Origin of the sequence: Streptomyces sp. CA-146814, assembly GCF_050942385.1 — a bacterium.
Classification (GTDB): Bacteria; Actinomycetota; Actinomycetes; order Streptomycetales; family Streptomycetaceae; genus Streptomyces.
The window spans coordinates 2,846,738-2,861,318 of record NZ_CP192068.1 but is presented as its reverse complement, the minus strand read 5'-3'; the positions used below and the strand labels follow the sequence as shown (position 1 = coordinate 2,861,318).

The following is a 14,581-nucleotide window of genomic DNA, read 5'->3' as shown; positions in this document are numbered from 1 at the left end:
GTGGGTTCGAACGGCCCGAATATTCCCGTCCGGCCCGCGAGGGCGCGCACGGCTCAGACGGACAGCCCTGTTCATCCTCGTCGCCTTCTCCCTGACCCTCACCACGGAGACGGCCGCTGCCACCGGGGCCACGCTGCCCCGGCTCTCCATGCCCCAGATGTCCCTGGCCGGGCTCTGGAAGTGGTCGGGCACCTCCCCGCTCGACGTGCCCGAACAGCAAGGGGGCACCGCCGACGGCAAGAGCCACACCGCCTCCGCCGCCGACACCTCCGCCGAGGGCGACGCCGGCCGCGAGCCCGGCAAGGGCCGCGGTGAACTCGACCCGTACGAGCGGCCGGCGCCGGACACCGACAAGGCGACGACCGAGCCGGTCACCGGCACCGACGAGAGCTTCGACGAGAAGACCAGCGAGCGGGACGCCAAGAGGTCCACCGAGACCACGGACCACTACGTCAACGCCGATGGCTCCACCACGGTCCGCCACTACCCCGGCCGTACCAACTTCCGCGCGAAGGACGGCACCTGGGAGCCGATCGACACGACGCTCACCGAGGCCGAGGACGGCCGGCTGGAGCAGACCGCCAACTCCCTGAAGGTCGGATTCGGCCCGGACGCCGCCGACCAGGCCCTCGCCTCCGTCGACTTCGGCGCCGGCCGCTCCCTCGCCTACGCGCTGCAGGGCGCCCGAGCGGCATCGCCGGTCGTGGGCGACGACGGCAAGGTCACCTACCCGGACGTCCTCCCCGGCACCGACCTGCTGCTCGCCCCGCTCGCCGACGGCTTCAAGGAACACCTCGTCCTGCACTCCAAGGACGCCGCCAACTCCTGGGTGTTCCCCCTCGACCTCAAGGGTCTGACCCCGCGCATCACCGCCGACGGCGACGTGGAGTTCACGGACGGAGACGGCGAGGTCACCGCGACCATCCCGCACGCCTTCATGACCGACGCCAAGATCGACGAGCGGTCCGGCGACCCGACGCTCTCGCAGGCCGTCGACTACGAACTCACCACCGTCGACGGCAAGCCCGCGCTGCGGATGACCGCCGACCGCGCGTGGCTCGACGACCCCGCCCGCGTCTACCCCGTCATGGTCGACCCGACCATCGCCGCCAGCAACTCCACGTACGCCCAGAACACCATCCCCGGCAACCACTCCTCCGAGGCCGAGATCAAGGTCGGGTCGTACGACTCCGGCACCAACCGGGCCCTCTCCTTCCTCCAGTTCTCCTCCCTGGGCACCACCCTCAAGGGCCAGCGGGTCACCGCCGCCACCCTCAACCTGCACGCCCTGTGGTCCTCGACCTGCACCGCGACGCCGTTCTCCGTGCACCCGATCGCCGCGTCCTGGACGCCTGCCGGGGTCACGAAGTACCCCGGCCCGGCCATCAGCCCGGCCATCGGCGGTGCCACCGTCGCCCCCGGCGCCTCCTGCTCCAACACCAGCGGCAGCAGCAGCGTCGGCGTGAAGATGCCGGTCAAGCTCTCCACCGGCTGGTTCGACGCGGTCGCCACCGGCAGCCCCAACTACGGGCTCGCGGTCACCGCACCGGTCAACGACGGTCTGCACTGGAAGAAGTTCCACTCCGACAACGCGACCACGGCCGGCTTCCGCCCGGCGCTCGACCTCACCTACACGGCCAACAAGAAGCCGCAGGTCAACGCCCAGTACCCGCCGACGAACCACCAGGCGCCCACGCTGCGCCCCGAGCTGTTCGTCTACGCCAGCGACGCCGACAAGTGGCCGATGGCCAAGCTCAGCTACGCCTTCGAGGTGTACGACGCCGACAGCGACAGCACCACCCCCGTCGCCACCTCCGGCGTGATCACCAAGGGCAGCTGGAAGGTCCCCGCGGGCAAGCTCAAGTGGAGCAAGGACTACGCCTGGTTCGTCAGCGTCTCCGACGGCTACGACTCGGTGATGTACTCGGCCAGCAGCTTCTCCACCACCGTCCCGCAGCCGCCGGTCACCTCGGGCCTCGCCCAGAACACCGACGGCCACGACTTCGACCCCAGCGACGGCAACTACACCACCAGCGACACCGACGCCGAGATCGAGGTCGTCGGCCCCTCGCTGTCCGTCGAGCGCTCGTACAACAGCCGTGACCCCCGGAGCGACGGTGCCTTCGGCGCCGGCTGGTCCACCGCCATGGACATGAAGGCCGTCGAGGTCAAGGACGGCACCGGCGCACTCTCCAGCGTCATCATCACCTACCCCGGCGGTGAGCAGGTCGCCTTCGGCCGCAACAGCGACGGCACCTTCGTCCCGCCGATGGGCCGCTACGCCCGGCTCGCCGCGGCCACCAGCGGCGGCGGCTACACGCTGACCGACAAGGACTTCACCACCTACGCCTTCCAGCAGGCCACCGGCCAGGCCGGTTCCTTCGCGATATCCGGCATCAAGGACTACGCGGGCCGCTCGGAGACCTTCACCTACGCCTCCGGCCGGCTGTCCAAGGTCACCAACGTGACGTCCGCCCGGTCTCTGACCTTCGCCTGGTCCACACCCGCCGGGGCCACCGCCCCGCACGTCTCCACCGTGACCACGGACCCGGCCACCCCCGGTGACGCGAACTCCGCCCAGAAGTGGACCTACGGGTACAACGGCGACCAGCTCACCAAGGTCTGCCCGCCCGCCGACGCCACCAAGTGCACCACGTACGGCTACACCACGGGCAACCACTACCGCACGACCGTCCTCGACACCTCCCCGTACGCCTACTGGCGGCTCGGAGAAGCAGCCGGACAGACCGTCGCCAAGGACTCCGTCGACCTCAACCAGGGCAAGTACAACGGCCAGTTCCGCAACGTGACCCTGGGTGCCGTCGGCCCGCTGGCGGGCTCCACGCAGAAGGCCGCCACCTTCAACGGCACCACGTCCTACGTGGAGATGCCCAGCGCCCCCGGCGCCACCCCCTCGTACGCGTCCGTCTCCCTGTGGTTCAAGACCACCAAGGCGGGCGGTGTCCTCTTCTACTACGGTGACAAGCCGCTCAGCGGCACCGACCCGGTCGGCACCACCACCAAGAACACTCCCGCGGTGTACGTCGGCATGGACGGCAAGCTGCGCGGCTGCCTGGCCATGTCCCCCGGCTGCATGAGCACCATCGCCTCCAGCGCCACCGTCACCGACGGCAAGTGGCACCAGGCGGTCCTCACCGGAGCGGGCAACACCCAGACCCTGTACCTCGACGGTGTCAGCCAGGGCAGCCTGGCCGGCACCATCAACGACTGGGAGCAGCCCTACATCTCGCTCGGCGCCGGCGTGAACACCGACGGCTGGCCCAGCATGAACCCGAACGACAAGCTCGGGCACTTCACCGGCCAGCTCGCCGAGGTCGCCATCTACTCCGACGCCCTCCAGCCGTCGGTCATCACCGCCCAGTACCAGGCCGCCACCCGGCCCGCCGGACTCCTCAACAAGATCACCTCGCCGGGTGGCAGGGTCCAGTCCTCCGTCACCTACGGCACCACCGACGACCTGGTCCTCGACGCCACCGACAGCGACGGCGGCACCTGGAAGCTCAACCCCGCCACCGTCACCGGCTCCTCCCAGGTCTACCGCTCCGCCGTGATGGGTTCCGCACCCACCGGCTACTGGCGCCTGGGCGACACCCAGGGCGCACCGCAGGCCGCCAACGAGATCCACACCGGATTCGGCACCTACAACAGCGTCACCCAGGGCACCGCCGGACCCTTCGGCGCCGGTGACTCCACAGCGGTCACGTTCAACGGCACCTCCTCCTACGCGGAGATCCCCTACGGCCCCTGGCACGGCAAGCTGGACCGCGCGGTCGAACTCTGGTTCAAGACCGCCAAGCCCGGTGTCCTGATGGCCGACCAGCAGCGCACCCCCGACGACCCGGCCGGCGTCGGCGGCAGCTGGACCCCGACCCTGTACGTCGGCAGCGACGGAAAGCTGCGCGGCCACTGGTGGAGCGTCTCCGGTTCCGGCAGCGTGGACTTCGGCTCGAAGGCCGCGGTCAACGACAACAAGTGGCACCACGCGGTGCTCTCCGCGAGCGGCACCAAGCAGACCCTGTACGTCGACGGCGTCAAGCAGGCCGACTTCACCGGCGCCGCCAAGGACCAGTCCAACACCCGGACCTTCCTCGGCGCGGGCTTCGCCAAGGGCTGGTTCAACTCGCCCGGCGACGTCAGCTACTTCACCGGCGCGATGGCCGACGTCTCGGTCCACTCCGCACCGCTGAGCGCCGACGACGTCGAGCGCCACTGGTCGGCGTACAAGGCGTCCTCCGGCATCGCCCCGGTCCGCACGGTCAAGCTGACCGACCCGACCGACAAGACCCTGACCTACGTGTACGACGCGGAGATGGGCAACCGTCTGCTCGCCGCCGTCGATACCAACGGCAAGCGCACGACGTACGGATACGACACCGGCGGCTTCCTGCGCACGGTCACCGACGCCAACGGCAACCGCAGCATCACCGGCCACGACGTCCGCGGCAACGCGGTCTCCACGACCACCTGCCAGGACACGGCCAAGGACAGGTGCGCCACCGAGTACTACAGCTACTACCCGGACGCGACCACGGCCTTCCCGCCGATGGACCCGCGTAACGACCTGCCGCTCACCGAGCGCGACGGCCGCTCCTCCGGGCCCACCGACAACACCTACCTCACCAGCTACACCTACGACACCGGGGGCAACCTCACCTCGGTGACCAGCCCGCCGGTGCCGGGCTTCCCGCAGGGCCGTACCGCCACGACCACGTACACCACCGCCGCCACCCCGGCGGCCGACGGCGGCACCGCTCCCGCCGGCCTCGTCTCCGACGTGGTGACCCCGGGCGCCAAGAGGACCACGTACACCTACAACAAGAACGGCGATCTCGCCGAGACCACGGACGCCAACGGCGCCCGGCTGAAGCAGGTCTACGACGCCCTCGGCCGCCAGACGGCGAGCACGGAGATATCCGACGCCCACCCGGCCGGACTCACCACCCGCTACACCTACGACAAGAACGACCAGGTCGTCACCGAGACCAGCCCCGCCGTCACCAACCGGGTCACCGGCGCGGTCCACACCGCACGGACCACCACGGTCTACGACGCCGACGGCAACGTCCTGGAGCAGACCGTCGCCGACACCACCGGTGGTGACGCGCCGCGCACCACCAAGGTGACCTACGACGCGTACAACCGGATGGCCGACCGCACCGATCCCGGCGGTGCCACCACCGCCTTCGCGTACGACGTCTACGGCAACAAGATCCGTGAGACCGACGCCGAAGGCAACGTCAACACCTACACCTTCGACGCCGAGGGCCGTCCCCTCACCACCAACCTGCTCAACTACACGGGCGACCCGGCCGACCCGATCGCGCCCACCACCCTCGTCCAGGAGTCCCGCGCCTACGACCCGGCGGGCCGCCTCGCCTCGCTCACCGACGCGATGGGCTGGGTGACCGCCTACACCTACACCGACGACGGGCTCTCGGCCACCGTGGTCCGCAAGGACCCGCAGACCGGTGCCTCGTTCACCGAGCAGGCCAACACCTACGACGCGGTCGGCAACCTGACCAAGCAGGTCACCAACGACGGCCGGACCACCACCACGTTCACCGTGGACGCGGCCGACCGGGTCACCTCCAGCGTGCTGGACCCCGGCGGCCTGGCCCACGCCACCACCGTCACCTACGACCCCGACGACAATGTCGTCAGCGAGAGCGACTTCGACCCGGCGACCGGCCGGACCAGCACCTCCGACACCACCTACGACGACCTGGGCAACGTCACCGGCAACACCCTGCACGACGGCACCACCGCCCCGGTCGGCCGCTGGAAGCTGAACGAGACCGGCGGCACGGCAGCCAAGGACTCCTCCGGCGGAACCCGTGACGCGGTCTTCGGCAGCGGGGTCACCCGCTCCACCGAGCGCGGCGGCTCGGCCGTCTTCGACGGCACCGCCAACGCCTACGGCACCACGGCGGCACCGGTGGTCAACACCACCGGCAGCCTCACCGTCTCCGCCTGGGTCAAGCTGGACTCCACCGCGGCCAACCGGACCTTCGTGGCCCAGAACGGCAAGAACGCGAGCGGCTTCCAGCTCTACTACTCCACCGCCCACGGCTGGACCTTCAACCGCCACGCCACCGACACCACCGGCCCGGTGATCGCCCGCGTCACCTCCGGCACCGCCGCGGTCAGCGCCGGCACCTGGACCCACCTCGCCGGTGTCTACGACAAGGAGGCCGGCCAGCTGCGGCTGTACGTCAACGGCACCGCCGTCGGCACCCCGGCCGCCTTCAACGCCCCGTGGGACGCCAACGGCCCCCTCCAGATCGGGCGCCTCTGGTACAACGGCGGCTACCGGGAGCACCACCTGGGCGCGCTCTCCGACGTCCAGCTGTACAGCGAGGCGCTGACCGCCTCCCAGGTGTCCGCCGTGCGCGGCGGCACGCTGCCCGCCGCGGGCAGCGAGGTGCGCACCGCCACATGGAAGCTCGACCAGCGCGGACTGCCGGTGTCCTCCACCGACCCCAACGGTGACACCACCGACTACGGGTACGACGAGGCCGGCCAGCAGACCACGGTCACCGAGCCGGCCGTCCGGTCCGAGCAGAACGGCGGCACCCCGGTCACCATCCGGCCCGTGTCGATGACCGGCTACAACACCTACGGCGAGCCGACGGAGTCCTCGGACCCGCGGGGCAACGTCGTGGTGACGGCGTACGACGCCGAGGGCCAGGAGTCCTCGACGAAGCTGCCCGACTACACCCCGCCCGGCGGGGGCGCGCCCATCACCGCGACCGCGTGGAACGAGTACAACAGGCTCGGCCAGGTCACCGCCGAAGTGGACCCGCTGGGCAACCGCACCACCTACACCTACACCCAGCTCGGCGACCTCGCCTCGGTCACCGAACCGGGCGGCGACACCACCCGCTTCGCGTACACCCCCAACGGCGAACAGCTGTCGGCGACCCGGCCGGGCGGTGCCCGCGAGGAGACCACCTGGGACTACCTCGGGCGTCCGCTGACCAGCACCGACATCGTGCGCCAGCCCACCCAGCGGGCGGTCACGGCGATCAACGAGTACAACGCTCCGGGCGGCGAGCTGTCCCGGACCGTGAGCCCCACGGGGGTCAGCGAGTCGTACACGTACGACGCCCTGGGCGAGACGACCTCGGTCACCGACAGCGCCGGGAACGTCTCCCGCTTCACCTACGACATGGACGGCCGGTCCCTGACGTCCACCGGTCCGGACGGCACCAGCACCCGCAACACCTACGACGGCTTCGGCCAGCTGACCGCCACCAGCGACATGTCGGCGGACGGCGCGGTGATCCGCACCAGCCGCGCGACCTACGACCGGGCGGGCAACCCCCGTACGGTCACCGACTACCGCGGCAACACCGTCACCCTCACGACCGACGCGACCGGCCAGATCTCCCAGGCCGTCCAGCCCGTCTCCGAGACCGAGTCGATCACCACGACCTTCGGCTACGACGCGGCGGGCAACCGCACGCGCTTCACCGACGGCCGCGGGAACCCCTTCATCACCACGTACAACAACTGGGGCCTGCCCGAGTCGGAGATCGAGCCCGCCACCCCGGCCCACCCGGACCCGGCGGACCGCACCTTCACGATGGTCTACGACGGCAACGGGCGACCCAGTCAGTCCCGTTCGCCCGGCAACGTGGTCCTGCACAACACGTACGACAGCAAGGGACGGCTCACCAAGCAGACCGGCAGCGGCGCGGAGGCGGCGACCGCCGACCACAGCTACACCTACGACTCCGAGGACCGGATCACTTCGGTCGCCGGCGTGGAAGAGGACCGCAACACCTTCACGTACGACGACCGCGGCCTCCTGCTGAGCGCCAAGGGCCCCTCCGGCGACTCCTCCTTCAGCTACGACGCCGACGGAGCGATCACCTCGCGCACCGACGCCTCCGGCACCTCCACCTACGGCTACGACACGGCCGGCCGGCTCAAGACCGCCAAGGACGCCTCGACCGGCACGTCCCTGACGTACGGCTACGACGTCAACAGCAACGTGACGTCGGTGGACTACGGGCAGGGCAAGTCCCGGCGGGCCTTCTCCTACGACTCCCTGGAGCGCCTCACCTCCGACCGGCTGACCTCGCCGACCGGAAAGCTGCTGGCATCGACCGCCTACGGCTACGACGTCAACGGCAACGAGATCTCCAAGACCACCACGGGGGTGGCGGGAGCCTCGTCGAACACCTACACCTACGACCGGGCGAACCGGATCTCCTCCTGGAGCAACGGCTCGGCCACCGAGCAGTACGGCTACGACGCGTCCGGCAACCGCACCCGGATCGCCGGCGACACCTACACCTACGACGCCCGCAACCGGCTCACCTCCGACGGCCACAACACCTACGGGTACACGGCCCGCGGCACGCTGAGCGTGCTCACCGACGAGGCCGGGCAGCAGACGTCGATCAAGGCGGACGCCTTCAACCGGATCATCGAGGAAGGCAACCGGAAGTACACGTACGACGGCCTGGACCGGGTGCTCACGGCCCGGGACGAGGACGGCGCACAGACCGCCTTCGCCTACAGCGGCGCGGGCAACGACGTCGCCTCGGATGGCTACACCACCTACAGCCGCAACGCGGACGGCTCGGTGCTGGGCATGAAGTCGGCGCTGTCGTCGGTCCTGGTCCTGACCGACCTGCACGACGATGTGGTGGGGCAGTTCACGGAGTCCGGTGAGGCCCTGACCGGCTCGACGACCTACTCGCCGTTCGGCAAGGTCCTTCAGTCGCAGACCATGGTCGGCCAGCTCGGCTACCAGTCGGGCTGGACGGACCCGGCGACCGCCAAGGTCAATATGGCCGCGCGCTGGTATTCACCGGAGACGGGCCAGTTCAACAGCCGGGACACGGTCTCGCTGAATCCGCTGCCCAATTCGGTGAGCGCTAACCGGTACGCGTACGCGAACCAGAACCCGCTGACCGCGACCGACCCGACCGGCCACTGGCCCAGCTTCGTCGACAAGGCCATCAAGAAGGTCACCAAGAAGGTCAAGAAGGTCGCGAAGACGGCCTGGAAGAAGACCAAGGCGACGGTCAAGAAGGTCGCGAAGGTCGTCAAGAAGGCCGCGAAGGTCGTCAAGAAGGTCTACAAGAAGGTCGTCAAGAAGGCGAAGCGGGTGGTCCGTAAGGCCGTCCACTACGTCGCCGACAAGGTCTACAAGGCCAAGAAATACGTCAAACGTACGTACAAGGCCGTCAAAAAGGTCGCCCATAAGGTCACCAAAACCGTCAAGCGGAAGGTGAAGGCGGCGACCAAGGTCGTCAAACACGTGGCCAAGAAGGTGGTGAAACAGGCGAAGAAGGTCGGCAAGGCCGTGAAGAAGGCGGCCAAGGCGACATCGAACTTCGTCAAACAGCACGCGGGGACGATCGTGTCGGTCGCGGTGGGTGTCGCGGTCTTCGCGGGCTGCACGGCCGCCACCGGCGGTGTGGGTGTCGTCGGGTGCGGCATGCTTGCGGGAGCCGCGGCGAACGCGGTCGGCTACGCGATGAGCGACGGCCCGAAGTCACTGGGCGGCTTCGCCGCCGCGGTCGGTGTGGGTGCCCTGACCGGCGCCCTGGGCGGCGCGGCGGGCGGTGCCGCGGTAGGCGCTGTCAGCCGTCTCCTGGCGGGTGTCGGTGGCCGTACGGCCACAGGCGCGGCGATGGGTGCCGCGGGTGGCGCGGCGGAAGGTGTCGTGGGCTACGGCGTCTCCTGCGCGGCGCAGCGGTCCTGCACGGCGAGCGGCGCGGCGACGGCGATGGTGGTCGGCGCGGCGACGGGCGGCGTCGGCGGCGCGGCGGCGAGCCGCTTCGGCCCGAAGGCGGACCCGCAGCCCCAGGCGAACTCCCAGCCGGCCTCGCCCCGCCCTGGAGGCGGCGGCTGCCGGGTGAAGACCCCGCACAGCTTCACCGGTCTGACCGGCGTCCTGATGGCGAACGGCACGGTGAAGCCGATCTCCGAGGTGAAGGCCGGGGACATGGTCCTGACGGCGGAGCCGGGCAAGAAGGAGAAGGAGAAGCACAAGGTCAAGGAAGTGATCGTCACCAAGACCGACCGGGACTACGTCGATGTCGTCGTGAAGACGGACGCCGGCCCCAAGACGATCGAGACGACCAAGCACCACCAGTTCTACGAGATCATCCGCAACTCCTGGACCCAGGCGGGCGACCTCAAGCCCGGCCAGGAACTCCAGGACGGCAAGGGCGAGCCGGCCCGCATCCTCGACGTCACCGCGTACACGGCGGAGCGGACGACGTACGACCTGAGCGTCGAGGGGCTGCACACGTACCATGTGGTGGCTGGGCTTCTGCCGGTACTGGTCCACAACATCGATCTGGGTGCGCTCAATGCTTGTCCGACCTCAGCGAACACGCACACAGCGTCGGTGACTGTGCACGATAGCGGTGGAAGAGTTCTGCATGACTACGACATTCGAAGTGGTGCGCAGACGCCTGCGGAGCGGGCTATGGGGCGTGGGGGAGAGACGCTCAGCCACACCGAGAATCGGGCAGCCCGCATGGCGGGTGGGGTTTCGAGTTACGGAACGAAGTTGGTCAAGGGCGACGAATTCTTCCTGGAGAAACCAGTGCCGGTGGACGGATATGTGGTCATCAATGGAACTCGATCACCGTGTTCGAGCTGCATGGGTGCTATGAGGCGCGGCGCCCAAGACACTGGGTCCACATTCGTCTACATCTGGGAGCAGGCCGGACGACCAGCTTGGTGGAGTGTCTCGGGATAACGGGCCGCTAAATGCCGAATCAGAATGTAGGGGAGAGCAATGCCGCAAGATGAGCGCGTGGATCCTGTCCAGATCTTCGCTCGGGTTGGAGGGGTAAGCTACCGCTCCATGGATGCCAACAGGGCCTTTGAGGTGTGGGTTCACCTGGCCCGATCGGCAGGGTGGGACGTCGTTGAGCTTCCTCCCGACGGGAAGGCGGATGACCCGGAAGACCTAGGTGCCGTGATGGTGGAAGGCATTAAGTACCGGATTCACTACAGCCCCCGCGTGCGTCGGCTCCTGGCTGATGACTCAACCGGGCACTTGTCTTACAAGGATGCTCTCGGCTTTGCCGCATGGGCTGAGCCGGAACTCTCCGCCGATTAGTTGGACGGATCACACGATTCGACTGGTTCTCATCAGCCATGCCAGGTGTGAGAGTAGACCGTATTCGATAGCAGGAGCCCCGCGGAACAACGGTTCCGCGGGGCTCCTGGCCGCTCTGGAGACGGTAGTTGACGGCGACGGGCGTGGTCGTAAGTGACCCTTTCTATCGTTGGCCTGAGCTGGCCAGTTGCAGGGCAAGGACGGCTTGGACGAGGGCGGTGACGCGGGTGGTGAAGCACCGGAGTTTGCGGAGTAGTCGCCAGGACTTGAGGATGACCATGGCTTGCATGAAGTGGGCGCAAGGCCTTTAGAACTCCTGACGAGCGGGAAAGGATGTCGTGAACAACCTGTCATGGTCTGACGATATCTTCACCTGCGGTGACCTTCCGCAGGAGAATTCTGAAGAAACAGCGGAAGAGGGGGCTCGGCTCTGGGAACGCTACGTTCATCTGGCCGACAATGTTGTTGGCGACGAGGGAATCGCAGGTGTCGTTGCCTTGATTCGATCGTTTAGGGTTGAGGAGGACTTTGAGGCATATCAGTCTTCAATCTCTGCCCTTCAGAGGTTTCCTCGGGAGGTTTTCGGGGCCGGGGTTGCTGAATCGGCAAGAATTCTCGTTGGAATTCCGGAGTGCTGGAGTGGGAATATCCTTCTTCTGGTTGTCCGCCTGGGAGAGGAATCAATTCGTGCGTTTAACGACACGTTTGCGAGTCTGACCCCAGAGTCCAGAGATCCGCTTGAGCGGCTCATTGATTTTCACGAATCAAATGAATGGCTGGCAGAGGGCGACGAAAAGGGTAAGTTGATCTTGTCGTAAACTTCCGGTGAAAAGGTTTGTGAGCCCTCTCACTCTTGTGTACTCGTAGGTAGAGGGGGTGTTTACCTCTCTGATGCGCCACTGGGCGTCGGCTGATTACTTGCTTGAAGATGATTCTGCGGCCTGGCTACGTCGATGTCGTCGTGAAGACGGACGCCGGTCCCAAGACGATCGAGAATGGGTCATTCGTGCACGTGAGGGACGCGCTCAGAAAATCTGGCGTGCCACACGACGCTGCAGGTGGGTTCGCAGCCGCCTCTCATGTAGAGACCAAGGCCGCTTTGGCCATGAGAAGCAATGGCGTTCAGAGGGCGACAGTCGTGATAAATAATGCTGACGGGGTTTGTTCTGGCCCCTATTCGTGCATGACTGGGGTATCTGCAATTCTTCCGAAAGGGTCCAGTCTGACGTCCATGTGGCGCACCGAAGAGGGCTGGCACGGCGTAACCATGCTGGGCGGCGGTTAATCTCAAGTGGTGTGATATCTGACCGGCCCCGCCTGGGTGTAGAATCCTCCAGGCGGGGCCGGTCTGGTTTGAGTCATTCCACATCGCCTCATCTGCGAACGTTGGAGGGTATCAGTGATTCTGACTATTTTCACTGGCGGTACGACATATCATGCGGTATCGGGAGATGCTCTTAGACGCCTTATCGGAGAGTTGGTAAACGGCGGACCCGACCGAGGGGCGGATGCGGTCGGACAGCCAAAGGTCGGCATTCTTGCAAAGTTTGTTCTATTGGCGCCGCATAGAGATCCGATGAAATCGGATCGGTATTTTGACAGCTATCTCCAGCTGTCGATAAATCCGCTTACAGAATATGGGGCACTGAAGTGGCAAGTTCCCGAGGATTCTGCAATTCGAGTGGATCCGGAGATTGCGAGGAGTGTGTGGATCTCTAAGAATCCAGAACCGCCGGTGTTGGACCAAAATGTTGTTGCCGACCTGCACAATTGGAAGCTTTTTAAGCCCCGAAATACGCTGCCAGTATCTGAAATTCGTGCGGCCGTCGAGGAATTTTGCGAACTAAGAAGCGGTCAGAGGCCTACGGCGGTGTGTTGGGATCGTGATGACTTTGGCGTGCACCACTCTCTGAGTGGGCAGCCGGATGTGACACCTTCTTACTGTGAGGATCCATGGTGCAGAGACTTGGGTACGCGGCACCCATTGCACTGATGAGGGTTTTCGGTTACGTTTCGTGCAAGATGGGATATCCCGTTCAGTAAGACGACATTTGTTGCGATAGTCAATTTAAGGATTCGGTCGGGTGTGGCTGGTGTGGTAGCAGAAGCGCCTGACGGCAGTAATTAACGTCCTTGCTGTCAAATTGCTGGATAGTTACAGCGGCTAACACAATGAGAACGAGATGGATTGGTCCTGTTGGCCGAGCTGAACGCGGCGGCCCGTCTCGACTGGTCGCGTGCGATGGTGGACTCCAGTCATGTGCGGGCCATATAAAGGTGGAGCCGGACGGGACCGAGTCCGGTTGACCGTGGCCGAGCCGGATCGAAACACCATCTGATCACCGACGGACACGGCACACGGCTCGCCGTGATTCCCGCCGGCGGCAACCGCCGCGGCGTCACCCCGCTCATGCCGCGGCGCGGCGGCGAGCCGCTTCGGCCCGAAGGCGGACCCGCAGCCCCAGGCGAACTCCCAGCCGGCCTCGCCCCGCCCTGGAGGCGGCGGCTGCCGGGTGAAGACCCCGCACAGCTTCACCGGTCTGACCGGTGTCCTGATGGCGAACGGCACGGTGAAGCCGATCTCCGAGGTGAAGGCCGGGGACATGGTCCTGACGGCGGAGCCGGGCAAGAAGGAGAAGGAGAAGCACAAGGTCAAGGAAGTGATCGTCACCAAGACCGACCGGGACTACGTCGATGTCGTCGTGAAGACGGACGCCGGTCCCAAGACGATCGAGACGACCAAGCACCACCAGTTCTACGAGATCATCCGCAACTCCTGGACCCAGGCGGGCGACCTCAAGCCCGGCCAGGAACTCCAGGACGGCAAGGGCGAGCCGGCCCGCATCCTCGACGTCACCGCGTACACGGCGGAGTGGACGACGTACGACCTGAGCGTCGAGGGGCTGCACACGTACCATGTGCTGGCGGGGCTTGCACCGGTTCTTGTACATAGCTGAGCCTTTTCCAACCTCAGTCTGACGGTGCCGGGCTGAGTGTCGGGGCCGGGTGATAGACACCTGCCATGGCGCAGTTCTTGGTACTTGTTGACGGTGAGGCGGGCGGATGGCAAGTCGACCGGGAAGCGCTGACTGCGGCGATCCGGGCTCGGTGGTCAGGTGTTGAGGTCGACTCGACACACCGAAGTGAGGTACGAAGCATCTGCTGGTACTTCGAGACGGAGAACGGCTCGGGCGAGGCTTATCTGCATCAGGATGGGACCTGCCTGTACCTGGACGCCTGGCAAGAAGAAGCTGCGTGGTTGGCGGTCGTTTTCCGCAGGCTCGCTCCGGCGGACCTCGATCTGATCTTCTGCGACGAGGGCTACAACTTCGACGTCCGGCTCAGGACCGAGGCCACTGACGCCGAGCTGACTGCTCTGATGGGCAACCTCTGAATTGGCGCAGCTCTTGCCTCGGTACGTCGAAGTCTTTCAACCTGGCGGTCAAGGTGCCTAGGGCCTGTATC

7 protein-coding genes and 2 pseudogenes are annotated in these 14,581 nt (G+C 66.5%); 8 read left to right on the top strand and 1 reads right to left on the bottom strand.

Annotation, left to right across the window (positions count from 1 at the left end; all coding sequences use genetic code 11):
• Positions 1–148: 148 nt before the first annotated feature.
• Together ACQP09_RS12580 and ACQP09_RS12575 are read left to right on the top strand one after the other, a co-directional pair.
• Positions 149–10,750, top strand: a complete 10,602-nt coding sequence (locus tag ACQP09_RS12580; protein ID WP_433398456.1) for a LamG-like jellyroll fold domain-containing protein — start codon at positions 149–151, stop codon at positions 10,748–10,750.
• 108 nt (positions 10,751–10,858) lie between these two features.
• Positions 10,859–11,116: a hypothetical protein gene (locus ACQP09_RS12575; RefSeq protein ID WP_433398454.1), complete on the top strand. Its 258-nt coding sequence runs from the start codon at positions 10,859–10,861 to the stop codon at positions 11,114–11,116.
• Between the two features lie 163 nt (positions 11,117–11,279).
• On the opposite strand, the pseudogene ACQP09_RS12570 reads toward ACQP09_RS12575, so the two are convergent.
• Positions 11,280–11,402: pseudogene (locus ACQP09_RS12570) on the bottom strand (IS5/IS1182 family transposase); the annotation flags it as partial.
• Positions 11,403–11,454: 52 nt separating this feature from the next.
• Between ACQP09_RS12570 and ACQP09_RS12565 the strand changes: the two are divergent.
• The 6 genes and pseudogenes from ACQP09_RS12565 (at position 11,455) to ACQP09_RS12540 (ending at position 14,510) form a co-directional block, all read left to right on the top strand.
• On the top strand, positions 11,455–11,934 hold the full coding sequence (locus tag ACQP09_RS12565) for a hypothetical protein (RefSeq protein ID WP_433398452.1): 480 nt from the start codon (positions 11,455–11,457) through the stop codon (positions 11,932–11,934).
• A 110-nt stretch (positions 11,935–12,044) separates the two neighbouring features.
• A complete protein-coding gene (locus tag ACQP09_RS12560) occupies positions 12,045–12,401 on the top strand; it encodes a DddA-like double-stranded DNA deaminase toxin (protein ID WP_433406573.1) in 357 nt (118 codons plus the stop codon).
• A 291-nt stretch (positions 12,402–12,692) separates the two neighbouring features.
• Positions 12,693–13,109 carry an Imm1 family immunity protein gene (locus ACQP09_RS12555; protein ID WP_433406571.1) on the top strand — a complete coding sequence of 139 codons (417 nt, stop codon included), beginning with the start codon at positions 12,693–12,695 and terminating at the stop codon, positions 13,107–13,109.
• 198 nt (positions 13,110–13,307) lie between these two features.
• Positions 13,308–13,571 (top strand): annotated as a pseudogene (locus ACQP09_RS12550) (IS5/IS1182 family transposase); the annotation flags it as partial.
• Between the two features lie 58 nt (positions 13,572–13,629).
• The gene (locus tag ACQP09_RS12545) at positions 13,630–14,073 is read left to right on the top strand and encodes a Hint domain-containing protein (protein WP_433398450.1); all 444 of its coding nucleotides are present in this window, start codon (positions 13,630–13,632) and stop codon (positions 14,071–14,073) included.
• A 65-nt stretch (positions 14,074–14,138) separates the two neighbouring features.
• Complete coding sequence (locus ACQP09_RS12540) at positions 14,139–14,510, top strand: hypothetical protein (RefSeq protein ID WP_433398448.1); 372 nt, start codon at positions 14,139–14,141, stop codon at positions 14,508–14,510.
• Positions 14,511–14,581 lie beyond the last annotated feature (71 nt).

Coding starts and splice junctions, on each gene's coding strand:
- ACQP09_RS12560 (WP_433406573.1), top strand. CDS start 12,045: ATGATTCTGCGGCCTGGCTACGTCGATGTCGTCGTGAAGACGGACGCC.
- ACQP09_RS12555 (WP_433406571.1), top strand. CDS start 12,693: ATGAAATCGGATCGGTATTTTGACAGCTATCTCCAGCTGTCGATAAAT.
- ACQP09_RS12575 (WP_433398454.1), top strand. CDS start 10,859: ATGGATGCCAACAGGGCCTTTGAGGTGTGGGTTCACCTGGCCCGATCG.
- ACQP09_RS12580 (WP_433398456.1), top strand. CDS start 149: ATGCCCCAGATGTCCCTGGCCGGGCTCTGGAAGTGGTCGGGCACCTCC.
- ACQP09_RS12540 (WP_433398448.1), top strand. CDS start 14,139: ATGGCGCAGTTCTTGGTACTTGTTGACGGTGAGGCGGGCGGATGGCAA.